This window comes from Pigmentiphaga daeguensis (genome assembly GCF_039523035.1).
GTDB lineage: Bacteria > Pseudomonadota > Gammaproteobacteria > Burkholderiales > Burkholderiaceae_B > Pigmentiphaga > Pigmentiphaga daeguensis.
Window position 1 is genome coordinate 85,429 of sequence record NZ_BAAAEN010000019.1, and the last position, 24,898, is coordinate 110,326.

A 24,898-nucleotide genomic window follows, 5' to 3' on the forward strand; every position below is an offset into this window, starting at 1 on the left:
GCTCAGCGCACCGCCACGTCCATCTCGCCCAGACCCTCGATGCGGGCATGCATGACGTCGCCCGGCTGCACCGTGTTCACGCCCTCGGGCGTGCCGGTCATGATGACGTCGCCCGGATACAGGGTGTAGACGTGCGAGGCCACTTCGATCAGTTCGGCGATGCCGGTGATGAGGTCGCGCGTATTGGCGCGCTGGCGGGGCTCGCCGTTGACGTCGATCGAGAAATCCAGATTGCCCGGATCGGCGATCTCGTCCGCCGTCACCAGCCAGGGGCCGAGCACGGTATAGCTGTCCGCCGACTTGCGATAGCTGCGATCCTCGGTACCGCGCACGGTCATGTCCAGGCCGATGCAGTAGCCGGCCACGTAGCCCATGGCGTCGGCGGCCGGAATGTCCTTGCCCTGCTTGCCGATCACCACCGCGAGTTCCACCTCGTGGTCGTTGCGCCTGCCCGGGAAGGCGATGCGCACGCCCTGGCTCGCGCCCACCACCGACTGCGCCGATTTCAGGAACACCCCGAACTTGGCGACCGGGCTCTTGAAGCCTTCGTAGTGGGCGATGTGCACGTTGTTGTGGATCTGGGAATCGGCCAGCGACTCGTCCACGTGGGCATGGTAGTTCAGCGGCGCGGCGATGACCTTGGACGGCGTGGCGACCGGGCTCAGCAGCCGGACGTCGGCCAGGCGCCGCGTGGCGGCGCCGGCCTTGGCGGCCTGGATGGCGGGAATCAGTTCGCCCAACCGTTCGATGAACAGATCGCCGGGCGGCACGGGCCAGGCCAGCGCGGGCAGTTGGTCTTTCACGGACGACACGTCGTAGACGGTGTCTCCTTCCACGAGGCCGATCCGGCCTTCGTCGTAGCGGCAAATCTTCATTTGGTCTCCGGTGCCGCTGGGCGGCGGCCATGAAAAATTTTGAGCACGTTCAATTTTAGGGAAACCGGGGGCCGCTAGTCAAGGCGGATGGATCCGATGGATCGCACATTGCGGACGCTTGCGCATCCCCTTGTTGGGGGATGCAGCGGCACGCACCGCAACCTCATACTCCGCCTATCCACAACATGCGCGGCGGAACCGCGCGATTTCACGGGGGAACCTGACATGAAGAAGCACATCAAGACAGCCGGCTCCGTTCTCGCCCTGGCCATCCTGGCCGCCTGTGGCGGGGGCGATGGGAGTTCGAGCGGTTCGGGAGGGAGCGGCGGCGGGGACGGAGGCGGAAGTGGCGGCGGCACGCCGGCCCCCCTGTACACCAAGCAGCAGATGGAATGGGCCGGCCATGAGAGCTTCTACACCTCGGTAGGCGTCACCCAGATCCCCGGCTTGATTGCCCAGGCGAGCCTGGGTTTCGTCCGCTATGCCGTCGAGCACGACATCACGACGGATTCGGAAGAATGCGACGGCGACTCGCCCGGCACGGTTACCGCCACGTTCACCGATGGCAATGGCAACCACAAGATCGACAACGGCGACAAGGTCACCTTCAAGCTCGTCAACTGCCGTGGCCCGGTCGGGGATGAGCTGGTCGATGGCACGGTCACCATCACCTACAGCAACGTGACCGGCGACCTCCTGGACGGATCGGCATCTTCCGGCGCCACCATGACCATCCCGCTGGCGGACTTCAAGCTGGACGGCAGCGAGACCCTGAACGGGACGGTCGTCATCGACTACGCACGTGACACCAAGGATACGGTGGACGACAGCGACGACACACTTTCGGTCCAGACCACAGCCGATCAACTGGACATCGGCTACTCCCAGGACGGCAAGAGCTACGCCACGCGCATCGAAGACTATTCCAGCGATTACACCTATGGGAGCGAAACCCGGCTGTACACATTCTCGGCCATCGGCTATCGCACCAGCGGAACGGACCCCCTGCTGGGCGCGTTCAACCACACCGTCAAGATGACCACGCCCCTCGTCTATTGGCGTGATCTGGGCGACGGTTCACCCGACGCGGGAGCATTCGAGACGAAAACCCCTGGTGAAACCATCACGACGACGATCGTCTTGACGGACACCGAGGATCTGGTCGAAATCAAGTCGACCTCCGGCCTTTCGTCGAAAATGGATTTCGCCGCCTTCGACGATCTCTGAGCCTTCCCCGCGAGCATCCCCGCGTCTTCCGCTAGCGGCCCGGTTTCCTCCGGGCCGCTTTTCGTCGGAAGCAGGACTTTAGTCCAATGTGCCGCGCCATCGGCGCTGGCAAGATGCCCTCCACTATTTCCATCGGGGGCGGGGAGCGTCATGAAACCGGGACTGAAGACGGCCGGCGCGCTGGCATTGACGGCACTGCTGGGCGCGTGCGGCGGGGGCGGCGGAGCCGAGAGCAAGAACGACACCCCGCCACCGATGACCCAGGGCGAACTGCGCACGTTTTCCAGCAGCGCCTACACCACGGGACTCTTCCTGCCGTATTTCGCGCTGGGCTACGTCAACGCCCTGATCACCCATGTCGGCGACGGCATGCCCGAAGGGCCGCAGCCGTGCGCGGAGGGGAAAGGCAGCCGCACCTCTGTCTACACCGATGCCGACCATGACGGGAAAATCAGCGCCGGCGACTCGTTGGCGATAGACATGACCGATTGCGCCACGCGGGGCCTGGGCGAGGCGCTGAACGGGCAGGTCAGGATCCTGGTGCGGGAAGTCCAGGGCGATCTTGTCGACGGGTTCAACACCTCGGGCGTCTTCACGCTTGAAGCCCCTGACCTGGCGCTCTCGGCCAACGAATCGATCGCCGGCACGCTGCAAGTCCGGTTCGAACAGACCACCCACGACATACCCGAGGACTCGGCCACGCCCGACGACATCGAGGAGATCCTGAACATCAGCCAGTCCGGTGGCGATTTCAAGGTCCGCTACACGGAAGATGGCAAGACCTATGGCAATGCGATCAGCGACTATGCCGCCGAATCGCACTACCTGTACGCCACCGGGACCGAACGCTATACCGCGCTGCAATTCTCCAGCCGCGGGCAAAGCGTCAACGTCGGCGACTTCGAGCAGCGCACGAAGCTGATCGACCCGCTGGTCTTCGTCCATGCCGAAGACGGCGGCGCGCCAGGCCCGATCTCCGGCCGCTTTACCGTGGAGACCCGGGGGGAAACGATCACGACCACGTTCAGCAGCCCAGCCGCGGGCGCTAGCAACGTACTGATCGAATCTTCGTCCGGCGTGCGGTGGAGCGGCTCGTCCGACGACGGCGAGCTTTAAGGCCTGTTCACGCTAGAAGGAGGCTCGCACAGGCCGGGAATGGACCCCTGTCTTCGATCGCTGAAAGCATCGGGGCCCGGCCTGCCTGGGCAGGACCGGGCCCCGGAACACGCCGAAGCGTCCGTTACTTCAGCGGCTTGAACCGCACCCGCTTGGGCTTGGCGCCTTCCTCGCCCAGGCGGCGCTTCTTGTCGGCCTCGTATTCCTGGTAGTTGCCGTCGAAGAACACCACCTGCGAATCGCCCTCGAACGCCAGGATATGCGTGGCGATCCGGTCCAGGAACCAGCGGTCGTGGCTGATCACCATGACGCTGCCGGCAAACTCCAGCAGGGCATCCTCCAGCGCGCGCAGGGTTTCCACGTCCAGGTCGTTGGACGGCTCGTCCAGCAGCAGCAGGTTGCCGCCGGCCAGCAGGGTCTTGGCCAGGTGGAGCCGGCCGCGCTCGCCGCCCGACAGGTTGCCCACGGTCTTGTTCTGGTCGCCGCCCTTGAAGTTGAAGCGGCCCAGGTAGGCGCGCGACGACATCTCGAAGCGCCCCACCGTCAGGATGTCGGCGCCGTCGGCCACGGCGTCGAACACGGTCTTGGTGTCTTCCAGCGCATCGCGCATCTGCTCGACGTAGGCCAGCTTGACGGTCGACCCGCGCACGACTTCACCGCTGTCGGGCTGCTCCTTGCCGGCGATCATGCGGAACAGCGTCGACTTGCCGGCACCGTTGGGGCCGATGATGCCGACGATGGCGCCGGCCGGCACCTTGAAGCTGAGATCGTCGATCAGCAGGCGGTCGCCATAGCCCTTGCTGACGTTCTTGAATTCGATGACCTCGTTGCCCAGGCGCTCGGCCACGGGAATGAAGATCTCGGAGGTCTCGTTGCGCTTCTGGTATTCGTGCGAGCTGAGCTCCTCGAAGCGGGCGATGCGCGCCTTGGACTTGGCCTGGCGCGCCTTGGGGTTCTGGCGCACCCACTCCAGTTCCTTCTTGATGGTCTTCTGGCGGGCGGATTCGTTGGCCTCTTCCTGCTTGAGGCGGTCTTCCTTCTGCTCCAGCCAGGAGCTGTAGTTGCCCTTCCATGGAATGCCGTGACCACGGTCCAGTTCCAGGATCCATTCGGCGGCGTTGTCCAGGAAGTAGCGATCGTGGGTGACCGCGACCACGGTGCCCGGGAACTTCTGCAGGAACTGCTCCAGCCAGTCCACGCTTTCCGCGTCCAGGTGGTTGGTGGGCTCGTCCAGCAGCAGCATGTCGGGCTTGGACAGGAGCAGGCGGCACAACGCCACGCGGCGCTTCTCGCCGCCCGACAGGTGGCCCACCACCGCGTCCCACGGCGGCAGCCGCAGGGCGTCGGCGGCGATTTCGAGCTGGTGCTCGATGTCGTCGTTGCCGCTGCCGCTGCCCGCCGCGATGATGGCCTCGAGCTCGGCCTGCTCGGAGGCCAGCGCGTCGAAGTCGGCATCGGGCTCGGCATAGGCCGCATAAACCTCGTCCAGCCGCTTCTTGGCGGTGAACACGCCTCCCAGCCCGGTCTCGACCGCCTGGCGCACGGTGTGCTCGGGATCGAGCTGCGGCTCCTGGGGCAGGTAGCCGATGCTCAGGTTCGGCATGGGGCGGGCTTCGCCCTCGATGTCCTGGTCCACGCCGGCCATGATCTTGAGCAGCGTGGACTTGCCTGCGCCGTTCAGCCCCAGCACGCCGATCTTGGCGCCCGGGAAGAACGACAGCGAGATGTCGCGCAGGATCTGCCGCTTGGGCGGCACGATCTTGCCGACGCGATTCATGGTGAAAACGTATTGGGCCATGGGTGGACGTACGAAAAGGAAAAAGGGCGCGGGGCCGGCTCGGCCGGCCCCGCTGTGGCGAAGCAGACAGTGTAGGCCGGTTCGCGCGGGAAAGGCGAACCGGCGGCCGCGCTACTCCAGCTTGATGCCGGCCTGCCGGATGATGTCGCGGTTGTTGTCGTACTCGGCGCGGATCAGGCGCGCGAACGCCGCGGCGCTGCCGCCGGTGGGCACGTTGTCGCTGTCGACCAGGCGCGCGCGCAGGTCCGGCTGCGCCAGGGCCTTGTTGATCTCGGCGTTCAGCCGGGCCAGCACCGCCTCGGGCGTGCCCGCCGGCGCGAAGACCCCGAACACCGACATCAGGTTGGCCTTGGGAAAGCCTGCCTCGGCGAAGGTCGGCACGTCGGGCAGGAAATCGATGCGTTCCGGCGCGCCCACGGCCAGCGGCCGCAGCTTGCCGGCCTTGATGTGGCCGTTCAGCACCGGGCCCAGATTGGTGGACAGCAGCTCGAACTGGCCGCCCAGCGCATCGTTCTGCTGCTGGCCGCCGCCCTTGTAGGGAATGTGAGTGATGTCCACGCCGGCCGCGCGCTTGAACTGTTCCAGCGTGATGTGGCCGACCGTGGCCAGGCCCGAGGTGCCCCAGCGCAGCGCGCCCGGGCGGCTGCGCGCCTGCCCGACCACGTCGGCCAGGCTCTTGCCCTGGAACGCCGGCGTGCCCAGCAGCACGACCGGCGAATACATCACGCTGGCGACCGGCGCGATGTCCTTGAACGGATCGTAGTTGACCCGGCCCAGCAACGGGTTCAGCGACAGCGGGCTGATTGAGGAAAATCCGACGGTGTAGCCGTCGGGCGCAGCCTTGGCGACCGCGTCCATGCCCAGCGTGCCGCCGGCGCCGGCCCTGTTTTCGACGATGACGGTCGTGCCGAGCTGGCCGCCGAGCTTGTCGGCCAGGGCGCGCGACACGATGTCGCTGACCCCGCCGGGCGGATAGGCGACGATGATGCGCACGGGCCTGGCGGGCCAGGTCTGGGCCGAGGCGGCGGTGCCGGCCAGCGCCAGCAGGCTGGCGCACAGGGGAAGCAGGATACGGTTCATGGTGGTGGCAAGGGAAGCGGCCGCGACGAAAGCCCCGGATGGCGCGCCGGCGCGGCCCGGCGGACGGCGTCCATTGTAGTGGAGTGCCGCGGCCCGGCCCTTGGTATGCTGTGTCCCAGGACGACTTCCCGTAAACGACGCCATGCTGCCCTTCGACTGGAATTTCCCCTATCCCTCGCAGAAGATGCCGCTGCTGGCGGCCAACGCCGTCAGCACCAGCCAGCCGCTGGCCTCGCAGGCCGGCCTGCGCATGCTGTACGAGGGCGGCAACGCCGTCGATGCCGCGCTGGCGGCCGCCATGGTGCTGACCGTGGTCGAGCCGGTCATGAACGGCATAGGCGGGGACCTGTTCGCCATCCTCTGGCACGAGGGGCGCCTGCACGGCATCAACGCCAGCGGCCGCTCGCCCGCCGCCTGGACCCTGGACCACTTCCGCGGCCGTGCGTCCATGCCGGTCACCGGATGGGATGCCGTCACGGTGCCCGGCCAGGTCGCGGGCTGGCGCGCCCTGTCGGAACGCTTCGGCAAGCTGCCCTTCGAGCAATTGGTGCAGCCCGCCCTGCACTATGCCCGGGAAGGCTTCCAGGTCACCCCGCAGATCGCCCGCCTGTGGGCCCGCCAGGCCCCCAACCTGGCCAAGGAGCCCGGCTTCGCCGAGGCCTTCTTCCGCGACGGCCGCACGCCCAGCGCCGGCGACCGCTGGCGCTTCCCCGAACAGGCCGACACCCTGGCCGACATCGCCCGGACCGGCGGCGACAGCTTCTATCGCGGCGCGCTGGCGCAGAAGATCGTCGACTTCGCGCAGCGCACCGGCGGCACGATGACCCTGGCCGACCTGGCCGCCCATGAAGTGCAATGGGTCGAACCCTTGCGACAGGACTTCCGCGGCTACACCCTGCACGAGATCCCTCCCAGCGGCCAGGGCATCGCCGCCCTGGCCGCGCTGGGCATGCTCGAGCACCTGGACCTCGAAGGCATGGGCCTGGACAGCCCCGCCATGTACCACGCCATGGTCGAGGCCATGAAACTGGCCTTCTCCGACCTGCACGAACACGTCGCCGACCCCGACGCCATGCGCCTGGGCCCCACCGACCTGCTGGACCCGGCCTACCTCGCGCAACGCGCCGCCCTGATCGACCCCGCCCGCGCCACCACTCCCACCGCCGGCACCCCCAAGCTGGGCGGCACCGTCTACCTGGCCGCCGCCGACGCCGACGGCACCATGGTCTCGTTCATCCAGTCCAACTTCCAGGGCTTCGGCTCGGGCGTCGTGGTGCCCGGCACCGGCATCTCGCTGCACAACCGCGGCATCGGCTTCAACCTGCGTCCCGGCCACGTCAACTGCGTCGCCCCCTCGAAGAAACCGATGCACACCATCATCCCCGGCTTCGTCACCCGCAACGGCCAGCCCGTCATGGCCTTCGGCGTCATGGGCGGTTCGATGCAGGCGCAGGGCCACATGCAGATGATGGTGCGCCTGGGCGCCTTCGGCCAGAACCCCCAGGCCATGAGCGACGCCCCGCGCTTCCGCGTGGAACCCGGCGAGGTCCGCCTGGAAGCCCACACCCCCGCCGCCGTGGTCGACGGCCTGCGCAAGCTGGGCCACACCGTCGAAGTCTCGGAACGCCACAGCCTGGACTTCGGCACCGCCCAGCTGATCTACCGCAGCGACGAAGGCTACATCGCCGCCTCCGACTCCCGCCGCGACGGCCAGGCCGTCGGCTATTAGCGCCCGGCCCAACGAGTCGGCGGCCCGGCCTACACCGGTGCGGGCTGGTCCGCCGACTCCTCCTCCACTTCCCGAGTCTCCAACCGGACCAACCGTCCCCCCACCCTCCGCAAGGGCTCCAGCAACCCCGCCATCAACCCCAGCTGCGTCAACACCAACCGGTGCCCATCATCGGCGTCGTCCTCGGGCAACTGCTCCAGCGCCCGCGCCAACGCCCCTTCCTCGCCCGCGCCGGCATCCAGCCCCCCCTTCCCCGCCAACCCCGCCGCAATCCCGTCCAGCGCCTCGATCACTGCCATCGTCATCCGCGCGATCTGCGCATCGCTCGCATGGTCCGACAGGCTTTCCCGATGCGCCCCCAGCCCCGACAGATAATTCAGCAAGGTGTGCGACAACGTCAGGAACCGCAGTCCCGCGTCCGCGTCCCGCCGGAAATGCCCCGGCTCGGCCAGCATGTTCGACATCGCCATCGACAGGGCCGCGTCCGCATTGTGCGCATTGCGCCGCGCCAGCCGATAGGCCAGGTCGTCGCGCTTGCCCGTCTCGTACTGGATCATGATCTCGCGCAGGTAACGGCTGTTCGCGGCCAGTGCATTGGCCGCCACCTGCGTCAGCCGGCGCCCCTGCCAGTCGGGCATCACCACCAGCACCGCCAGGCCCGCGATGCCCGCGCCGATCAGCGTATCCACCAGGCGCGGCACGAACAGATCGTAGCCGTTGCCGATCTGGTTGAAACACAGCAGCACCAGCACCGTGATCGCCGCCGTCCCGATCATGTAGCGCGTGGAACGCGTCGCGAAGAACGCCACGCCCGCCACCACCGCGAACAGCGCCTGCACCAGCAGGCTCGAGAACAGCTTGAACAGCACCCATCCCACCAGCAGCCCCAGCACCGTACCCAGCACCCGCTGCACCAGCCGGGTGCGCGTGGCGCCATAGCTCGGCGCGCAGACGAACAACGTCGTCAGCACGATCCAGTATCCCTGCTGCGGATGGACCAGATGCAGCATCCCGTAGCCCGCCGCCATCGCCAGCGTCAGCCGCACGGCGTAGCGGAACACCGGCGCCCCCGGCGTCAACTGCAGCCGCACGCGGTCGAAGGCCTCGCCCATCGACTGGGGCGAGCGGTCCAGCAGGCTGTTGTCCTGCTGCTGCTCGTCCAGCTTGTCGGGGTTGCTCGCGCTGCCCAGCCGCCGGTCCAGTTCCGCCAGGTTGGCCGACAGCGCGTTCACCGACCGCAGCAACCGCGCCCATTCCGGGCGCCCCTGCCGCCGCAGATGCTCCAGCGAGGCGTCCAGGTCGGCCCGGGCCTGCCGCGCCTCGTCCCCGGCATCGAAGGGCAGGCGCATCCGTATCGCCCGCGCCAGGCGGCGGCAGGCCTGCCCTTGCAGCCCCAGCAGCCGCTGGCAGCGGAACATGATGTCGCTGTGGAAGAAGGCGTCGGCCAGTTCGTCATAGGGGTAGTGCGAGGAACTGGCGCGTTCGTGCACGTCCTGCGCAATGAAATACAGGCGCAGATAGCGCGCCGTCTTGCGGCCCGGCCGGCTCTGGCCCAGGCGGCTGAAGATGCTTTCCTTGGCCGCGTTCAGCGCCGCCACCACCTTGCCGTTGAGCTGCGCCAGCTCCAGCCGGCGGGCCTCCAGGTCGATGCCGCGCACGGGCTCGAACAGCGAGCCCTTCAGCACCAGGTAGTCGCCCAGCACGGCATACAGCCGCGCCAGCCGCTGCTGCACGGGCTGGTGCACGAACAGTGCCGCCCACATCACCGACAACAGGCCGTACCACGCCGCCCCCGCCATCAGCAGCGCCGGCTCGTGCCAGAAGCCGCCCTGGCCCCTGCCCTGCTCCACGCCGATGGTGGTGTAGATGGCCAGGATCAGGGTCGCATATCCGATCGCGCGGTAGCGTTCGCCAATGGCCCCCAGCATGGTCAGGCAGAACGTGGACAACACCATTCCGGCCAGGAACAGCCATGGGTGGGGAAACAGGGCCTTGACGGCGACGGCCGCCACGGCGAAGCAGGCCAGCGTGACGACCTGGGCCAGCAGGCGGCCGCGCCAGTTGTCGTCGGTCTCGGCCAGCGCGCAGGCGATGACCCCCAGGAAAGCCGGAATGACCAGGTCCATCCGGTCGTGCCACCAGCACAGCGCCATGACGCTGGCCAGGGCGATGAACACGCGCAGGCTGTAGACGAAGGTGTCGTGCGCCCAGAGGCGGCGCAGGGTATCGGGAATGGAGGCGGGACGCATGGACGCGGCAAGGAACGAGCAGACGTAACTATCGCACGCAGGACTCGTGCCAGGGCCCGGAGCATACGACGGCCGCCCGGGTTGCGCGGACTTCACGCCACCCGGCCGGACCCGGCGGCATGCGATAATCGGGACCGGCGGGCGTCTTCGGCCCGCCCGTCGCATCTGTGCAGCCCAGGCCCATGAAACAATACCTCGACCTCGTCCAATCCGTCCTCGACAACGGCTCGTGGCAAGTGAACCGAACGGGCATCCGCACCCTCAGCCTGCCCGGCGCCTCGCTGCGGTTCGACCTGCGGCAGGGCTTTCCCGCCGTCACCACCAAGAAGCTGGCGTTCAAGTCCGCCATCGGCGAACTCGTGGGCTTCCTGCGCGCCTCGCGCAATGCCGCGGAGTTCCGCGCGCTGGGCTGCAAGGTCTGGGACCAGAACGCCAACGAGAACGCGCAATGGCTGGCCAATCCCTATCGCGAAGGCGAGGATGACCTGGGTCCGGTCTACGGCGTCCAGTGGCGCCAATGGCCGGCCTACAAGGTACTGGACGCATCGCGCACCGCCCAGTTGCAGGACGCGCTGGGCCGCGGCTATGCCCGCGTGGCCGAGTTCGACGAGGACGGCGCGCGCAAGGTGCTGCTCTACAAGGCCGTCGACCAGTTGCGCCAGTGCCTGGACACCATCCACAACAATCCCGGCGATCGCCGCATCCTCTTCCATGGCTGGAACTGGGCGCAGATCGAGGAAATGGCGCTGCCGCCCTGCCATCTGCTCTATCAGTTCCTGCCCAACGCCACCACGCGCGAGATCTCGCTGTGCCTGTACATCCGGTCCAACGACATCGGCCTGGGCACGCCGTTCAACCTGACCGAGGGCGCCGCGCTGCTGCACCTGGTGGGCCGGCTGACCGGCTACCAGCCGCGCTGGTTCAGCTATTTCATGGGCGATGCCCATATCTACGAAAACCACCTGCCCATGCTGCGGGAACAACTGACCCGCACGCCCTTCCCCGCGCCGCAGCTGGCCCTGTCGGACCGCATTCCCGACTATGCCGTCACCGGCAAGTACGAGCCGGAGTGGCTGGAACGCGTGGAGCCGGGCGATTTCTCGCTGGTCGGTTACCAGCACCACGCGCCGCTGACGGCGCCCATGGCCGTCTAGGGCCGGTTCACCCGGGCGCCAGGCCCAACGCCTCCAGTTGCCGCGCGACGTCCGGCAATTTCACGATGGCCGCGATCTCGCCCTGCAGCTTGTCGATGATCGCCTGCGGCGTCCCGGCCGGCGCCATCACGCCATACCACGAATTGATCTCGTAATCGGGAAAGCGCTCGGCGATGGTGGGCAGTTCCGGCTGCAGCGCCGGGCTGATGGTGATCGGCCCCATGTGCGAGCGCACCTTCGAGCAGCACGGCTTCCCGATGCCGGCCGATTTCGTCGAGGCGCTGTCAGTACAGTTCGTGCTGGCGAACCTCCAGCAGACCGATGCCATCGCCACCATGACGCGCGACATCGCCCACCACTACCGTCGCCAGGGCCTGGTGTCGGTGCTGCCTTTCAATTTCCCGAAATTGATGCGCCCCTTGGGCATCACATGGAACCGCGACCGGACCATGTCCCCCAGCACCACGCTGCTGATCGAATGCCTGGAGGAGGCCGCCGCGTCCGGCGCGCCGGCCTAGGGGGCCTGTTCCCCTGGGACCCGCGGCCGGACCGGCGTACCCGCGTCAGCCCACGTGCTGGCGCAGGAATTCCAGCGAGCGCGACAGCGCCAGGTCGGCGCTGGGCTTGTCGTACGAACCGCGCATGTCGCAGTTGAAACCGTGGCCGGCCGCATAGGTGTGGACGATCACCTCGGGCTGCGCGGCGCGGACCTTCTCGACGTCGGTCATCGGAATGGCGTGGTCCTTCTCGCCGAAATGCGCCATGGTCGGGATGCGGGGCTTCTTGTCGGCCATGCCGGCGATGCCGCCGCCGTAGTACGGAATGGCGGCCGACAGGCCATCCAGGCGTCCCGCGGCGGCCCACGCCACCGTGCCACCCCAGCAATAGCCGACGATGCCGACCTTGCCCGCCTCGCTGGCGATGGCCAGGGCGGCGGCGACGTCCTTCAGGGCGTTGTCGATGGAGACCTTCTGCATCAGTTCGCGCCCCTTGGCGATGTCGTCGGGCTCATAGCCCAGTTCGACGCCCGGCTGGACGCGGTCGAAGAACGCGGGGGCGATGGCCAGGTAGCCTTCCTGGGCATAGCGATCGCACACGCTGCGGATGTGGACGTTGACGCCGAAGATCTCCTGGCACACGATCAGGCCGCCGCGCGGCTTGCCCGCGGGGTCGGCACGATAGGCGGAAATGGTGACACCGTCGGAGGCGGTCAATTCGATCTGCGTTCCCATGATTCCCTTGTCGATTGGTGATGAATGATTGTCGTTGCGGTCCGGCCGCGGCGCGAACCGGGCTCACAGCCTTGCGTTGTATCAGAAATCCCGCGGGCTGGCAGCCTCCCGTCTCAACGGGCGAGCCACCGGAGGCCCGGGAGGTTCGTGCTAGATTGCGGTCTGGATACGCCAGACTTTTCCCCGCCATGCCCGCCCAGCTCATCCTTGTCGTCGCCTACGCCCGCAACCGCGTCATCGGACGCGACAACGCCCTGCCCTGGCGCCTGCGCGGCGACCTGGCGCATTTCAAGCGCACCACGCTCGGCCATCCCATCGTCATGGGACGCAAGACCTGGGAATCGCTGGGCCGGCCGCTGCCGGGCCGCCGGAACATCGTCATCACCCGCGATCCGGCCTATGCGGCCGAGGGCGCGACGGTGGTGCACACGCTGGAGGATGCCCTGGCCGTGGCCGGGGACGCCGCCCGGGTGTTCGTGATCGGCGGCGCGCAGATCTATGCCGCGACGCTGGATCGGGCGGACACCATCATCGCGACGGAAGTGCACGCGGACGTGCCGGGCGACGCCTGGTTTCCCTTGCTGCCCGCCGGCCAATGGCGCGAATCCTCGCGCGAGGCCCAGCCGCCCGAGGACGGGCTGGGCTACGACTTCGTCACCTACGACCGGATACGGGCTTAGGCTAGGCCAGCGTGCGCCCGGCCAGGCCGTGCAGCCAGGCCATGAACGGCAGGGTCAGCAGGACGCGCTCCCCACGCGTTTCCTGGCCCGCCGCCAGGGCCAGCGGGCAGAAATCCGGCGACAGCATCACCGAATGCAGGGGCGAACCGGGCTGCTGCCGGCGGCACAGGGTGGTCTCGGACTCCAGCCAACCCATGCCCAGCGTCGCGCTGCGCTTGACCAGCAGCGTGGCCTGCCGGTCCGGCACGTCCAGCACCAGCAGCGTGACGCGGCTGCCGGCGACGGCGCCGGCGGCGAGGGCCGCCAGCACCACCAGCACCGATGCGATCACGATCGGTTTGCGCATCGCCGCCTCCCTCAGCGCGCCACGGGACGCAGGGTCCACGAGTCGGCCTTCACGGCATCGATCGCACCGCGGCTATAGACCATCGGGAAATAGTCGCCCTTGGCCCAGGCCTCCAGCAGGTTGTCGTAGTACGGGCTTGCCGGATCGGCGGACTGCCCCGGCACGTTGATCGCGAGCGACTTGTCCCAATCGGCCACGTCGATGATCTGCCGGTAGGACGCGCCGCTGGTCACGCGGAAATCCGACGTCCGGTAGGAAGCGCGGTGGACGGTATCGCCGGTCCCGCCGACGGGGAAGCGCTGCGTGGCCAGGTCTCCGGCCGTGCCGGCATCGAGGAACGCGGCCAGTTCGTGGTCGAACTTGATGTGGTGCAACGACCCCCACTTCCACGTCGAGACGTCCCCGCCCAGCCGTGTCTTCAGGTCGCCCATGGCCGACTTCAGCGTGTCCAGCAGCAGCGCGTTGCGCCCCGCCACGGGATCGGGCCCGAACACCGCGTCCGGCGACGCGAGCCGGGCGAACACCACGGGCTTGGACAGCGTACCGAACACCGAACGCCCCGCAGGCGGCACGACGAGACTGGTCACCTGCGCGGACACCTTGGGCAGCCAGGCCTCGAAGATGGTGGCGGCCACGGAGTCGACGCTGGCCACGTAGTCCCAGGCACGCAGGCGCTGCAAGGCCTCGGCCACGTCCGCATCGCCGGAGTTCAGGCCCGCCAGCATGGGAACCAGCGTGCGCGCGGGTATCGACAATTCGTCGATCTGCAGCTTGGCCGAGTCCCGCACGGTGTGCCGCGTGGAGGTCTTGAGCACCTCGACGATACGGTCGTAGCGATAGGGTTCGGCCCAGCCCATGGTGTTGGTCAGGTCGCGGTAGGCGTAGTCGTCGGGCACGTTGTACTGGTTGGCCGTGGCGAAGAAGCCCTCGCGGGGGTTCAGGATGCGCGGCAGCAGCGAGCCGGACAGGTAGCCCGCCCATTCGTAGCGCCCGTCGCCCGGCACCGGCAGCAGCCCCGACCAATCCGGGTTGGGCCGTATCGGCACCAGCGAACCGCCGAACCAGCCGATGTTGCCGTCCACGTCGGCATAGACCATGTTCTCGCCGGGCGTGAAATGGCGCGCCATGCCTTCGCTGAACTCGGTCCAGTTGCTGGCCTGGTTCAGCCGCAGGCTGGCCAGGTAGGCCGCGGTGCCCGGGAACTCCAGGTAGGCGGCGCGCACGGCGTAGGCCTTGTTGGCGGCGGCGTCCTCGTACACCACCGGGCCGTGGCGCGTGAATTTCAGTGTCACGCTCTGCTCGGCCTGGCCGCGCACGGGCACTTTTTCCTCCACCTTCCTCATGGTTTCCCATGCCCCCTTGTAGCGGTACTGGTCGGGGTTGGCCGGATTGGTCTCGTAGACGTACAGGTCTTCCTCGTCGCCGTAGGCGAAGATGGTCAGGCCGAACGCGATGCGTTCGTTGTGCCCCATCGACACGCCGGGCAGCGCGGGTTCGCCGGCCCCGATCACGTTCCAGCCTGGCGCGTGCAGGTGCACCATGTAGCGCAGCGAAGGCATGCTGATCGCGCGGTGCGGGTCTCCGGCCAGGATAGGCTTGCCGGATGCCGTGCGATCGCCGGACACCGTCCAGTTGTTGCTTTCGTGCTGGAGGGCCAGCAGTTCCTCGGGCTCGCGCTTGGCGGTGCCGCCGCTGGCCGACAGGGCCGAGGCCAGGCGCTCGCGATCGGCCGGCGCCAGCGGGCTGCGCGGGAAATCCCCCGCCTCGAACGCCATGCCGTTGCGCGCCAGCTGATACTCGGCCAGGATGGCGGTAGTCAGGGTACCGACGTCCAGTCCGGCCGGCACTTGCAGGGTCTTGACCGGCTGCTGGTCGGTCAGCTCCTGGGTGGTCGCCAGGCCGACGGCCGCGATGCGGCGCGCCATGGAGATCTCGGTGCTGACGTTGCGCGTGATGCCGTAGATGCGGATCAGCGACGACGTGGGCGACCAGCGGCCGGGTTCGGTGCCGGTCAGGCGGAACTCGATGGGCAGCTTGGCGGGATCGGCCTTGACCTCGTCGATGTAGGCGTTGATACCGTCGGAGAACGCGGTCAGGATTTCCTTGCCCTGCGGGTGGTAGCTGGCGAACTCCGCCTCGGCATCGCCGCGGAACAGGAACTTGCGTGCCGCGCGATCGGCCGGCACGAAGCGGGCACCGAACTGCTCGGCCATCTTGCCTTCGCCGCGCCGCCTCCACTGGTCCAGTTGCCAGAGGCGGTCGCGCGCGGCGTTGTAGCCCTGGGCGAAGAACAGGTCGCGCTGATTCTGGGCAAAGATGTGGGACACGCCATGACGGTCCCGTACGATCTCCACTTGCTCCTTGACGCCCGGCACCTGGGTGCCCGGACCCGGCGGGGGATTCGAGCCTCCGCCGTCACCATCGCCGCCTCCGCCACAGGCGGCCAGCAACAAGGCGGCCGCCGCCAACGACGACCATCGGATTCGTCCGTACCTGTCCATGTCTGTCTCCGTTTTTTCTTTGCGACACTTCAGTCATTGCGTCCACCGCACCGATGCGGCGGGCCGCCTTACGCCATGCGCTTTTTCTTTCTCTCCCCTTGCAGATGAACCGCCCCATGGGCGGGACGACAGGCGGACCGTGCAATATCCATGCCATCGAGCAAGGGTCTCGTGCATGCGAAAACCGGCCCCCATGGGGGCCGGCATTGCCATATCTCAGAAAAACAACGAAAAAATTGTCCGGACAACCGCACTCGGCGGTCCCGCCCGGATCAGCCGCCCCGCTGTCCCGGCTGCCACAGATAGTCGCAACGCGCCACCTCGCTCATCCAGACCAGCCCGTCGCCGACGTGCCCGGTCGTGGCCGCCTGCTTCAGGGCCTGGTACAGGACATCGGCGTGGTCGTCCGCCGCCACCATCTCGATGCGCACCTTGGGCGAGAAATCCAGCAGCTCTTCCTTGAGGTTCTGCGGCTGGTGCCGCCCCGGCGCGCTGCACCCTTCCACGTGACTGACGGTCATGCCCGGAAAACCCGGCGTGCGCATCAGCGCCTCGCGTACGTCGTCCAGGCGCACCGGCCGTATGATCGCCTTGATTTCCTTCATTCGATTTCTCCTTGCGTTCGCCTATGCCTCGGGCGATTCCTCGTCGAACCAGCGGTACAGCGTGGGCAGCACCAGCAGCGTGAGCAGCGTGCAGGTGATCAATCCACCGATCACGACCACCGCCAGCGGCCGCTGCACTTCCGAGCCCGGTCCCGTGGCGAACAGGAAAGGGACGAGGCCCAGCATGGCCACGGTCGCCGTCATCATGACCGGCCGGAACCGCATGGTCGCCCCTTCCACCACCGCCTCGGCCAGCGGCATGCCCTCCATCCGCAGCTTGCGTATGTAGGACACCATCACCACCCCGTTCAGCACGGCGATGCCCCACAGCGCGATGAAGCCCACCGACGCCGGCACGGACAGATACTCGCCCGTCACGAACAGGGCAATGATGCCGCCGATGGAGGCGAACGGCAGCACGGTGATGATCAGCGTCGCGTAGCGCACCGAGTTGAACAGCAGGAACAGCAGGAAGAAGATGGCGGCCACGGTGGCGGGCACGATGATGGACAGGTGGCCCAGCGCTCGTTCCATGTTCTGGAACTGCCCGCCCCATTCCAGGTAGTAGCCCGTGGGCAGTTGCACCTTGCCCTGCACCGTCTGCTGCAACTCCGCCACGAATCCGCCCAGGTCGCGGTCCTGCACGTTGATGGCAACCACCACGCGCCGCTTGCCGCCCTCGCGGCTGATCTGCGCCGGCCCGTCGCGTACCTCGATGGCGGCCAGGCTCTCCAGCGGCACGCGCACACCATGCGGCGTGGTAAGCAGGATCTGGCGGATGGCCTGCACGCTGCCGCGGAACTCCTCGGGCAGGCGCACGGCCGCCGAGAACCTGCGCTCGCCCTCGTAGATCTCGGTGGCCGTCTTGCCGGCGATGGCCACCTCGATCACGTCGTGCACGTCCGACACGTTCAGGCCGTAGCGGGCAATGGCCTGGCGATCGATGTTGATGGACAGGTACTGCTGGCCGCTGACCCGGTCCACCCGCACGTCGCGCGCACCCGGCACCGTCTCGGCCACCCGCGCGATCTCCTGGGCCTTTTGCAGCAGCCGGTCCAGGTCCTCGCCGAACACCTTGACCGCCACGTCCGAGCGCACGCCGGTGACCATTTCGTCGACCCGGTCGGAAATGGGCTGCGCCATGATGATCTGCGCGCTGGGAATCACCTCCAGGCGCTTGCGGATCTCCTCGGCGATGGTGTCCTGGGTCCAGCCCTCCGGCCACTCGTCCTGCGGCTTGAGGCTGACGATGGGCGTGGACTCGTTCTGCGCCTGCGGGTCGGCGGGACTCTCGCCACGGCCCACCCCGGAGATCGCCGATTTCACGCCGGGCACGCCCATGACGATCTTCATGGCCTGGCGCTCCAGTTCGATCGATTCCTCGAGCGAGATGTTGGGCACGCGGTTGATGCCCGGCACGATCGATCCCTCCTTCATCTCCGGGATGAAGGAGGTGCCCAGGAAAGGCAGCACGGCCACCGACGCGCCGAAGGCAAGCACGGCCATCACGACCGTCTTCTTCGTGTTGCGCAGCACCCAGTCCAGCATGCGCAGGTAGCGCCGTTTCATGAAGGCGATCATGCGCGTGTCGTGCTCGGCCCCGCCCTTGAGCAGATAGGAGGACAGCACCGGCGACAGGGTCAGCGACAGCACCAGCGAGATCGCCAGCGCGATGGCGATGGTGTAGGCCAGCGGCGCGAACATCTTGCCTTCCATGCCCTGCAGCGTCATCAGCGGCAGGAACACCAGGATGATGATGCCGATGCCGAACACCACCGGTGTCGCCACCTCGGCCACCGCCTTGAGGATGATGCGGACCTTGCTCTCGCCGCTTTCCTTGGCATGGCCCAGGTGGGCGAAGGCGTTCTCGACCACGACCACGGAACCGTCCACCATCAGGCCGATGGCGACCGCCAGCCCTCCCAGCGACATCAGGTTGGCCGAGATGCCCAGCCGGTTCATCGCGAAGAAGGTCAGCAGCGGCGTCAGCACCAGGGTCGCGACGACGATCAGCGAAGACCGCACGTCGCCCAGGAACAGGAACAGGATGACGACGACCAGCAGGACGCCCTCCAGCAGTACCTTGGCCACGGTCCACAGGGCCGCGTCGACCAGTTCGCTGCGGTCGTAGTAGGGCACGATCTGCAGCCCGTCGGGCAACATGCCCTGACTGTTGATCTCGGCCACCCGCTGCTTGATGCGCGCCACCACTTCCTTGGCGTTCCCGCCCCGCATCATCATGACGATGCCGCCCACGGACTCGGTCACGCCGTTCTTGACCACGGCGCCGTAGCGGACCTCGTGCCCCATGCCGACCTCGGCCACGTCCCGCACGTAGACCGGTGTGCCGTTGGATTCGGCCAGCACGATGTTGGCGATGTCCTGCAGGTTCTCGATCAGGCCCACGCCGCGTATCAGATACTGTTCGGCGTAGTGCGGCAGGATGCCCCCGCCCGAATTGGCGTTGTTGCGCGCCAGCCCCTCGTAGACCTGATGCAGCGTGATGCCGTAGTGGCTCATGCGGTCGGGGTTGACCCGCACCTGGTACTGCTTGACGTAGCCGCCCTGCGAGTTGATTTCCGCCACCTGCGGGATCGACCGCAGCAGCGGACGCACCACCCAGTCCTGGACGATGCGCCGCTCCGTCAGTTCCTTCTGCGTCAGTTCCCGGTCGCCGTCGTCGGGCCGGTCCAGGGTGTACTGGTAGACCTCGCCCAGGCCCGTGGAGACGGGCCCGAGCACGGGTGTCACGCCGGTAGGCATGCGCGAACCGATCTCGATCAGCCGCTCCATCGCCAACTGGCGCGCGAAATAGACGTCGGTCGCGTCGGTGAAGACCAGGGTGATCAGCGACAGCCCCGGCTTGTTCAGCGAACGCATTTCCTCCAACCCGGGCAGGCCGGTCATCGCGATCTCGATGGGCACGGTCACGAAGCGTTCGACCTCCTCCGGCGAACGGCCGGTGGCGTCGGTCGCGATCTGCACCTGGACGTTGGTGACGTCCGGGAAGGCATCCACCGACAGCTTGCGCATGGCGTCCAGGCCGGCCACGAGGGCCACCACCGCCAGCACGACGATGATCAGCCGCTGCTGCAGGGCAGCGCGGACGATTTTCTCGAGCATGATGGTTACTCCGGATCGACGCCAGTGCGCTGGTTGTTGAGGTGGAAAGCCCCTTCGACGACGACGCGGTCACCGGCCTTCAGGCCCGAGGCCACCGAGCGCTTGCCGTTGTACGAGGCGCCCATCTGCACGTGCGTCGCGCGAAAGCGGCCCGGTTCGATCTCGACGTAGACCAGGTCCTCGTTCTCGAAACGCACCACGGCCGATGCGGGAATCACGAGCTGTTCGGTCGGCCGGCTGGCGATCAGCATGGTCGCCAGCATCGCCGGCTTGAGCCGGCCGTCGGCGTTGTCGATGGAGGTCCTGACCGGCACGGTGCGCGTGACCGGATCGACCACCTGGCCGACGAAGATCAGCTCGCCCGAGATCTTGCGGTTGCCCAGCGCCGGCACCTCGATGTCGACGGTCTGGCCCGCCGCCACCAGGTCGGCCTGCTGCTCGGGGACCTCGGCCACGGCCCACACGCGCGACAGGTCGGCCACCGTGAACAGCGCATCGGCGGGCTGGACCACCTGTCCCGGCGATACCTTGAACTCGACCACGGACCCGCGCAGCGTGGATACCACCGGCGAGAACGAACTGATCTCGCCCGATTGCCCCATGCGCGAGATCACCGACGGCGACATGCCCAGCACGCTCAACTGGTCGTACGCGGCGCGCAGCTCGGCCGCGGCCACCGCGTACTCGTTCTCGCGCCGCTGCAGTTCGGCCTTGCCGATCACGTCGGCGGCGAACAGCAGCCGCGCCCGTTCGCGGGCGTTCTGCTGCAGTTCAGACTGGGCCTTGGCCTTCAGGTAGGCCAGTTGCGCGCTGCCCAGTTCGGTGCTGTGCAGGCGCGCCAGCACGTCGCCCGGCTTGACCGCCGCGCCCAGCGTGGTGTTGATGTCGGTAACGCGCCCCGTCACGGGAGCGCCGATCCGGGCCATGCGCTGGCGATCGAAATCGATGCGGCCCGCCACGCGCAGCACGTCGCTGAACGGTTCGGTGGCGATCGGGGCAACCTTGATGCGGGCCTGCATGGCCTCGCTCGCCACCACGATGCTGGGGTCGAGCATTTCGGCCGGCTCGGCCTCGGCCGCGGGCTTGTCGCCGCAGGCGGCCAGGACGAGGCAGAACGCGGCCAGGAGGCTCCACCGTCCGGCGGCGGGGTGGACCCGGCGCGCGCCGGGGGAAGTCTTGCGGAAAGAACGCGGAATCATGAGGGTTCACCTGCGAAGGAATTGGCCAGCAGCCGCTCGATTTCCACGGCGGCCATCTGCAGATCGAATTGGGCGGCGATGAGGTCGTTGCGCGCGGTGCGCAGCACGCGCTGCGCATCGAGATAGTCGATGATCCCGCGCTCGCCGTAGCGATACGCGGCCTCGGCCACGTTCAGCGCGGCCTCGGCCTGGCGCACGATGCCCGACTCGAGCGCCTCGACCTGCGAGGCGGCGATCTGGAATTGCTGGTAGGCGGAGTCCAGTTGCTGGGTCAGTTCGAACTCCCGCGCCTCGAGCTGGCTGCGCGCACGGATGACACCGGCGGCGGCCTCGTTGACCGGACCTTCCCGGCGATCCCAGAGCGGCACGCTGACCACCACGCCGAACTGCGTGTCGCGCACGTCGGGATCGCGGCTGGACGTGGCCTTGAGCGCCACCGACGGCAGGCGCAGCGAACGCTCGTAGTCCACCGATGCCCGGGCCCGCTGCAAGGCGGCCCGGTACTCGGTCAGCTCGGCATTGCCCGCCAGCATCGTCTCGCGCAGCTTGGCAAGCGGCTCCAGCGACCACGTCCGCCCCAGCCTTCCCTGCAGCGCGAAGCCGGCCGGCAGGATCTCGCCCACCTGCTGGCGCAGGAACGACTTGGCCTGGTTCACGCGCAGCAACGCGCTCTGGTTGTTCTTCTGGGCATTGAGCAGCTCGGCTCCGACCCGTATGGCCTCGTACTTGGGCGCATCGCCCACGTCGACCCGGATCTGGGCACGGTTGTACAACTGCTGGGTCAGGGCGAGGTCTTCCTGGGCCGCCGAGAATTCGGCCTCGCGCCGAAGCGTCTCGTAGAACCCGCGCTTGACCTTGGCCACGAGGTCCACGACGAACGACTCGTGGCTCGCGGTGGTGGCCCGCAGCGTTCCCGTGGCGACCTCGTAGCGCAGCCGCCGCTGATTGGGCAGATCGATGCGCTGGGTGATGGACAGCGTCTGCCCCACCCCGGTGGCGGCGCCGGGCTGGCGTGCGGAGACGCGGCCGGTGGTGAACTCCACCTCGGGGTTGGGATAGGCCCGGGCGGTGGTCAGGCCGGCCCGTGCGACGTCGACGCCGGCCGAAGCGGCCTCGACGCCCTTGTTGCCCCGCAGGGCAAGGGACAATAGCTGGTCGAGCGTGTAGGGCTGCGCCGCAGCCGCATGGGTACACATGCCCGCCAGCCACACTGACAAAACGAGTGTGATGGGCTTCATGATGATCGTAGGAACGGACACGCGCGGCGGCCCGAGGCCGCCGGCAAGGCGTGTGCGGCGGCTAGCTGCCGCCGCAGACGGGGGTGACGCGGATCAGACCGTCGGTAACGGCGGCCGGTAGGCCCGGAACACCGGGGCCGGCGCGGGAGGATGCTGCGAAGCGATGAACAGCGAATCGCCAAGGGCGGGCGCGGCGATCGCGACGCACAGGGGAAGGTCGAACTCGTGGGGATCGAGCGGAGCGCCCCCGTAGGAATTGTCGTTGGCCGGCGGCCGGCAAACCAGGTCGTCCACCGCGACGTCGCCCCAGTCGGGCTCGGAAATCTGCTCGACGATGTCGAATTCCTCGTCCAGCTCGAACTCCCAGCGCGGCATGTCGATCTGAACGGCGGTGCCGGCCAAGGGCGCCTCGCCCAGTTCATGGCCGGCCGTCACGGGCAGGTGGGCCGCGACACGGGCGTGCTGGTAGCTGGCCACCACGTGCGCCTTGATCTGGCACGCGGCGGACTCCGCCCACACCCATTGCAGGGGCAGGAACAGCAATACGAGAAACACGTACCAATGTCGCATGTGCAGCATTTTAAGCGCTGCGACGGTTTTTGCAATTCACTCTCATTTCGCCCTGACTACGCGGCGGCGCGGCCCCCAGGAAGATCAGCCCCCTTCCGGGGCGGCCATGTTGTTGCGAACGCGTTGCAACAAACCTATCAACTGGCTTTGCTCGGCCTCGGTCAGGCCGCGCAGTGCGAAATCGGCCAGCTCGTCGCCCACGTTCAGCGCCTCCGCCAGCATGGACTCGGCCCTGGCCGTGGCCTCGACGCGGAGCGCCCGCCTGTCGCCGGGCACCGGCATGCGCGTGACCCAGCCGCCCTCCTGCATCCGGTCCAGCATGCGGGCAACGGTCATGGGCGTGACGTCCAGCGTCTCGGCCAGTTGCGCCTGCGTCATCGGCCCCAGGAAGGACAGGTACAGCGCCAGGCGGCACTGCGCGCGGCTGAGTTCGAGGCGCCCGCGCGCCCGGCGGTCGAATTCGGTGCTCATCAGCCGGCCGATGTCGGACACCAGGAAACCGAAGCGCTTGTCGTAGGGAGTCGCCATGGGGAGGACCGGAAGAGGAACGCGCGATATTGTCGCCCATCGCCGCGCGTTCGGGAATATGTAAGCAAGCATATGATATACCTGCATATTATTCCAGACCCGCCGGGCACCTGCCGTGCAAACCTCCGCCGCGCCGCTCAACCGGCGCATGATCACGCTGTCCATCATGCTGGCCACGCTGATGCAGACGCTAGACAGCACCATCGCCAACGTCGCGCTGCCTCACATGCAGGGTACGCTGTCCGCCTCCCAGGACGAGATCAGCTGGGTTCTGACCTCCTACATCGTGGCCGCCGCCATCGCCACGCCGCTGACCGGCTGGCTGGCCGCCCGCCTGGGCGTCAAGCGCCTGCTGGCGATCGCGGTCAGCGGCTTCACCGTGGCCTCGCTGCTGTGCGGCCTGTCCGAGACCCTGGCCCAGATCGTCGGCGCCCGGCTGCTGCAAGGCCTGTTCGGCGCGGCGCTGGTGCCGCTGTCCCAGTCCATCCTGCTGGACATCAATCCGCGCGACAAGCAGCCGCAGGCCATGGCGATCTGGGGCGTGGGCGTGATGGTTGGGCCGATACTGGGCCCCACCCTGGGCGGCTGGCTGACGGACAGCTACAACTGGCGGTGGGTGTTCCTGATCAACCTGCCCATCGGCGCCTTCGCGCTGTTCGGCGTGCTGACCTACCTGCCCCGCTCCAAGCCCTCGGCGCGGCAGGCGCTGGACTTCTTCGGATTCATCACCCTGTCGCTGGCCATCGGCGCCCTCCAGGCCATGCTGGACCGCGGCCAGCAGCTGGACTGGTTCGGCTCGCTGGAGATACGCATCGAGGCCGCCGTCGCGCTGGTCAGCTTCGTCTTCTTCGCGCTGCACACGGCCACGGCGGGCAAGGGATCCTTCTTCCGCTATGAATTGCTGAAGGACAGCAACTTCGTCACCGGCACCTGTTTCATCTTCGTGATCGGCGCGGTGATGTACGCGACGCGCGCCCTGCTGCCCCCCATGCTGGAGGCGCTGATGGGCTATCCGGTGGCCACCACCGGCCTGGTCACCGCCCCCAGCGGCGTGGGCACCATGGTGGCCATGCTGATCGCGGGGCGGCTGGTCGGGCGCATGGACGTGCGCATGATGCTGCTGGCCGGTTTCCTGGTGTCGGCGGTCGCGCTCTACCAGATGATGGGCTATACGCTGGTCCTGTCCCAAAGCGACATCGTCTGGCCGGGCGTCATCCAGGGCGTGGGCCTGGGATTCGTGTTCGTTCCGCTGAGCGCGGTCACCTTCGCCACGCTGGCCCCCGAGCTGCGGGCCGATGGCACGGCCATCTTCAGCCTGATGCGCAACATCGGCAGCAGCATAGGCATCTCGGTGATCCAGGCGCAGGTCACGCGCAACACGCAGGTCGTGCACGCTTCGCTGGTCGAGCACATGAAGCCGGCCAACGCCGCGCTGATGCAGAACTACGACCTGGGCTCGCCCTCGACGCTGGAGTCGCTGAACCGGATGGTGACGCAGCAGGCCTCGATGATCGCCTACGTCGACGCGTTCAAGCTGATGTTCGTCGCCACCCTGTGCGTGGTGCCGCTGCTGGCCATCGTGCGGTCGCGCCGGCGGGCGGCGGGCGAGGACGCGCCGCACGTGGCCATGGATTGACGCGGGCCAGGC

Annotated in this window: 21 protein-coding genes; 7 read left to right on the forward strand and 14 right to left on the reverse strand. The window is 67.8% G+C overall.

Annotated features, from left to right (window positions below; all coding sequences use genetic code 11):
* Positions 1 to 2: 2 nt before the first annotated feature.
* The gene (locus tag ABD104_RS21330; RefSeq protein ID WP_087837189.1) at positions 3 to 875 is read right to left on the reverse strand and encodes a fumarylacetoacetate hydrolase family protein; all 873 of its coding nucleotides are present in this window, start codon (positions 873 to 875) and stop codon (positions 3 to 5) included.
* A 225-nt stretch (positions 876 to 1,100) separates the two neighbouring features.
* Between ABD104_RS21330 and ABD104_RS21335 the strand changes: the two genes are divergently transcribed.
* Both ABD104_RS21335 and ABD104_RS21340 read left to right on the forward strand, forming a co-directional pair.
* On the forward strand, positions 1,101 to 2,102 hold the full coding sequence (locus tag ABD104_RS21335) for a hypothetical protein (RefSeq protein ID WP_087837190.1): 1,002 nt from the start codon (positions 1,101 to 1,103) through the stop codon (positions 2,100 to 2,102).
* 150 nt (positions 2,103 to 2,252) lie between these two features.
* Positions 2,253 to 3,218 carry a hypothetical protein gene (locus ABD104_RS21340; protein ID WP_279817815.1) on the forward strand — a complete coding sequence of 322 codons (966 nt, stop codon included), beginning with the start codon at positions 2,253 to 2,255 and terminating at the stop codon, positions 3,216 to 3,218.
* Between the two features lie 124 nt (positions 3,219 to 3,342).
* On the opposite strand, the gene ettA is transcribed toward ABD104_RS21340, so the two are convergent.
* A complete protein-coding gene (gene ettA / locus ABD104_RS21345; RefSeq protein WP_087837192.1) occupies positions 3,343 to 5,016 on the reverse strand; it encodes an energy-dependent translational throttle protein EttA in 1,674 nt (557 codons plus the stop codon).
* A 111-nt stretch (positions 5,017 to 5,127) separates the two neighbouring features.
* Positions 5,128 to 6,096 carry a Bug family tripartite tricarboxylate transporter substrate binding protein gene (locus ABD104_RS21350; RefSeq protein ID WP_132978935.1) on the reverse strand — a complete coding sequence of 323 codons (969 nt, stop codon included), beginning with the start codon at positions 6,094 to 6,096 and terminating at the stop codon, positions 5,128 to 5,130.
* A 142-nt stretch (positions 6,097 to 6,238) separates the two neighbouring features.
* Here ABD104_RS21350 and ggt point away from each other — a divergent pair, with 142 nt between their 5' ends.
* Entirely contained in the window at positions 6,239 to 7,825 is a 1,587-nt protein-coding gene (ggt, locus tag ABD104_RS21355; RefSeq protein WP_087837194.1) for a gamma-glutamyltransferase, read from the forward strand.
* Positions 7,826 to 7,854: 29 nt separating this feature from the next.
* On the opposite strand, the gene yccS is transcribed toward ggt, so the two are convergent.
* Positions 7,855 to 10,074, reverse strand: coding sequence for a YccS family putative transporter (gene yccS / locus ABD104_RS21360; protein WP_087837195.1), 2,220 nt, complete (start codon positions 10,072 to 10,074; stop codon positions 7,855 to 7,857).
* A 182-nt stretch (positions 10,075 to 10,256) separates the two neighbouring features.
* Between yccS and ABD104_RS21365 the strand changes: the two genes are divergently transcribed.
* Positions 10,257 to 11,228 carry a thymidylate synthase gene (locus ABD104_RS21365; RefSeq protein ID WP_087837196.1) on the forward strand — a complete coding sequence of 324 codons (972 nt, stop codon included), beginning with the start codon at positions 10,257 to 10,259 and terminating at the stop codon, positions 11,226 to 11,228.
* A 7-nt stretch (positions 11,229 to 11,235) separates the two neighbouring features.
* Here ABD104_RS21365 and ABD104_RS21370 read toward each other — a convergent pair whose 3' ends face one another.
* Positions 11,236 to 11,451 (reverse strand): tripartite tricarboxylate transporter substrate-binding protein, encoded by a 216-nt coding sequence (locus ABD104_RS21370; protein WP_165963002.1) that lies wholly within the window; start codon positions 11,449 to 11,451, stop codon positions 11,236 to 11,238.
* Between ABD104_RS21370 and ABD104_RS21375 the strand changes: the two genes are divergently transcribed.
* Entirely contained in the window at positions 11,450 to 11,746 is a 297-nt protein-coding gene (locus ABD104_RS21375; RefSeq protein ID WP_165963003.1) for a LysR substrate-binding domain-containing protein, read from the forward strand. The two genes, ABD104_RS21370 and ABD104_RS21375, sit on opposite strands and share 2 nt — an antisense overlap.
* Before the next feature lie 45 nt (positions 11,747 to 11,791).
* Here the strand turns inward: ABD104_RS21375 and ABD104_RS21380 are convergent, their stop codons facing one another.
* Positions 11,792 to 12,460, reverse strand: a complete 669-nt coding sequence (locus ABD104_RS21380) for a dienelactone hydrolase family protein (protein WP_132978936.1) — start codon at positions 12,458 to 12,460, stop codon at positions 11,792 to 11,794.
* Positions 12,461 to 12,648: 188 nt separating this feature from the next.
* Between ABD104_RS21380 and ABD104_RS21385 the strand changes: the two genes are divergently transcribed.
* Positions 12,649 to 13,140, forward strand: coding sequence for a dihydrofolate reductase (locus ABD104_RS21385; protein ID WP_087837199.1), 492 nt, complete (start codon positions 12,649 to 12,651; stop codon positions 13,138 to 13,140).
* 1 nt (position 13,141) lies between these two features.
* Here the strand turns inward: ABD104_RS21385 and ABD104_RS21390 are convergent, their stop codons facing one another.
* From ABD104_RS21390 to ABD104_RS21425, 8 genes are all read right to left on the reverse strand, one after another.
* Positions 13,142 to 13,486 (reverse strand): hypothetical protein, encoded by a 345-nt coding sequence (locus ABD104_RS21390; protein WP_132978937.1) that lies wholly within the window; start codon positions 13,484 to 13,486, stop codon positions 13,142 to 13,144.
* Positions 13,487 to 13,497: 11 nt separating this feature from the next.
* A complete protein-coding gene (locus tag ABD104_RS21395) occupies positions 13,498 to 15,987 on the reverse strand; it encodes a penicillin acylase family protein (protein ID WP_132978938.1) in 2,490 nt (829 codons plus the stop codon).
* Between the two features lie 272 nt (positions 15,988 to 16,259).
* Positions 16,260 to 16,592, reverse strand: a complete 333-nt coding sequence (locus ABD104_RS21400) for a P-II family nitrogen regulator (RefSeq protein ID WP_087837202.1) — start codon at positions 16,590 to 16,592, stop codon at positions 16,260 to 16,262.
* Positions 16,593 to 16,613: 21 nt separating this feature from the next.
* Positions 16,614 to 19,715: an efflux RND transporter permease subunit gene (locus ABD104_RS21405; protein ID WP_343928163.1), complete on the reverse strand. Its 3,102-nt coding sequence runs from the start codon at positions 19,713 to 19,715 to the stop codon at positions 16,614 to 16,616.
* A gap of 5 nt (positions 19,716 to 19,720) precedes the next feature.
* Positions 19,721 to 20,914 carry an efflux RND transporter periplasmic adaptor subunit gene (locus ABD104_RS21410; RefSeq protein ID WP_343928164.1) on the reverse strand — a complete coding sequence of 398 codons (1,194 nt, stop codon included), beginning with the start codon at positions 20,912 to 20,914 and terminating at the stop codon, positions 19,721 to 19,723.
* Entirely contained in the window at positions 20,911 to 22,152 is a 1,242-nt protein-coding gene (locus ABD104_RS21415) for a TolC family protein (RefSeq protein WP_124688091.1), read from the reverse strand. Before ABD104_RS21415 ends, ABD104_RS21410 begins: the two co-directional genes overlap by 4 nt.
* Before the next feature lie 93 nt (positions 22,153 to 22,245).
* Positions 22,246 to 22,731 (reverse strand): hypothetical protein, encoded by a 486-nt coding sequence (locus ABD104_RS21420; RefSeq protein ID WP_343928165.1) that lies wholly within the window; start codon positions 22,729 to 22,731, stop codon positions 22,246 to 22,248.
* A 75-nt stretch (positions 22,732 to 22,806) separates the two neighbouring features.
* A complete protein-coding gene (locus ABD104_RS21425) occupies positions 22,807 to 23,250 on the reverse strand; it encodes a MarR family winged helix-turn-helix transcriptional regulator (RefSeq protein WP_124688089.1) in 444 nt (147 codons plus the stop codon).
* Between the two features lie 148 nt (positions 23,251 to 23,398).
* Here ABD104_RS21425 and ABD104_RS21430 point away from each other — a divergent pair, with 148 nt between their 5' ends.
* Positions 23,399 to 24,886 carry a DHA2 family efflux MFS transporter permease subunit gene (locus ABD104_RS21430; RefSeq protein ID WP_343928177.1) on the forward strand — a complete coding sequence of 496 codons (1,488 nt, stop codon included), beginning with the start codon at positions 23,399 to 23,401 and terminating at the stop codon, positions 24,884 to 24,886.
* The last annotated feature ends 12 nt before the right edge of the window (positions 24,887 to 24,898 follow it).

What these genes read in the sequence shown, in the direction of transcription:
- ABD104_RS21330 (WP_087837189.1), bottom strand. Translation starts at nt 875, where the DNA reads ATGAAGATTTGCCGCTACGACGAAGGCCGGATCGGCCTCGTGGAAGGA.
- ABD104_RS21335 (WP_087837190.1), top strand. Translation starts at nt 1,101, where the DNA reads ATGAAGAAGCACATCAAGACAGCCGGCTCCGTTCTCGCCCTGGCCATC.
- ABD104_RS21340 (WP_279817815.1), top strand. Translation starts at nt 2,253, where the DNA reads ATGAAACCGGGACTGAAGACGGCCGGCGCGCTGGCATTGACGGCACTG.
- ettA (WP_087837192.1), bottom strand. Translation starts at nt 5,016, where the DNA reads ATGGCCCAATACGTTTTCACCATGAATCGCGTCGGCAAGATCGTGCCG.
- ABD104_RS21350 (WP_132978935.1), bottom strand. Translation starts at nt 6,096, where the DNA reads ATGAACCGTATCCTGCTTCCCCTGTGCGCCAGCCTGCTGGCGCTGGCC.
- ggt (WP_087837194.1), top strand. Translation starts at nt 6,239, where the DNA reads ATGCTGCCCTTCGACTGGAATTTCCCCTATCCCTCGCAGAAGATGCCG.
- yccS (WP_087837195.1), bottom strand. Translation starts at nt 10,074, where the DNA reads ATGCGTCCCGCCTCCATTCCCGATACCCTGCGCCGCCTCTGGGCGCAC.
- ABD104_RS21365 (WP_087837196.1), top strand. Translation starts at nt 10,257, where the DNA reads ATGAAACAATACCTCGACCTCGTCCAATCCGTCCTCGACAACGGCTCG.
- ABD104_RS21375 (WP_165963003.1), top strand. Translation starts at nt 11,450, where the DNA reads ATGTGCGAGCGCACCTTCGAGCAGCACGGCTTCCCGATGCCGGCCGAT.
- ABD104_RS21370 (WP_165963002.1), bottom strand. Translation starts at nt 11,451, where the DNA reads ATGGGGCCGATCACCATCAGCCCGGCGCTGCAGCCGGAACTGCCCACC.
- ABD104_RS21380 (WP_132978936.1), bottom strand. Translation starts at nt 12,460, where the DNA reads ATGGGAACGCAGATCGAATTGACCGCCTCCGACGGTGTCACCATTTCC.
- ABD104_RS21385 (WP_087837199.1), top strand. Translation starts at nt 12,649, where the DNA reads ATGCCCGCCCAGCTCATCCTTGTCGTCGCCTACGCCCGCAACCGCGTC.
- ABD104_RS21390 (WP_132978937.1), bottom strand. Translation starts at nt 13,486, where the DNA reads ATGCGCAAACCGATCGTGATCGCATCGGTGCTGGTGGTGCTGGCGGCC.
- ABD104_RS21395 (WP_132978938.1), bottom strand. Translation starts at nt 15,987, where the DNA reads ATGGACAGGTACGGACGAATCCGATGGTCGTCGTTGGCGGCGGCCGCC.
- ABD104_RS21400 (WP_087837202.1), bottom strand. Translation starts at nt 16,592, where the DNA reads ATGAAGGAAATCAAGGCGATCATACGGCCGGTGCGCCTGGACGACGTA.
- ABD104_RS21405 (WP_343928163.1), bottom strand. Translation starts at nt 19,715, where the DNA reads ATGCTCGAGAAAATCGTCCGCGCTGCCCTGCAGCAGCGGCTGATCATC.
- ABD104_RS21410 (WP_343928164.1), bottom strand. Translation starts at nt 20,914, where the DNA reads ATGATTCCGCGTTCTTTCCGCAAGACTTCCCCCGGCGCGCGCCGGGTC.
- ABD104_RS21415 (WP_124688091.1), bottom strand. Translation starts at nt 22,152, where the DNA reads ATGAAGCCCATCACACTCGTTTTGTCAGTGTGGCTGGCGGGCATGTGT.
- ABD104_RS21420 (WP_343928165.1), bottom strand. Translation starts at nt 22,731, where the DNA reads ATGCTGCACATGCGACATTGGTACGTGTTTCTCGTATTGCTGTTCCTG.
- ABD104_RS21425 (WP_124688089.1), bottom strand. Translation starts at nt 23,250, where the DNA reads ATGGCGACTCCCTACGACAAGCGCTTCGGTTTCCTGGTGTCCGACATC.
- ABD104_RS21430 (WP_343928177.1), top strand. Translation starts at nt 23,399, where the DNA reads ATGATCACGCTGTCCATCATGCTGGCCACGCTGATGCAGACGCTAGAC.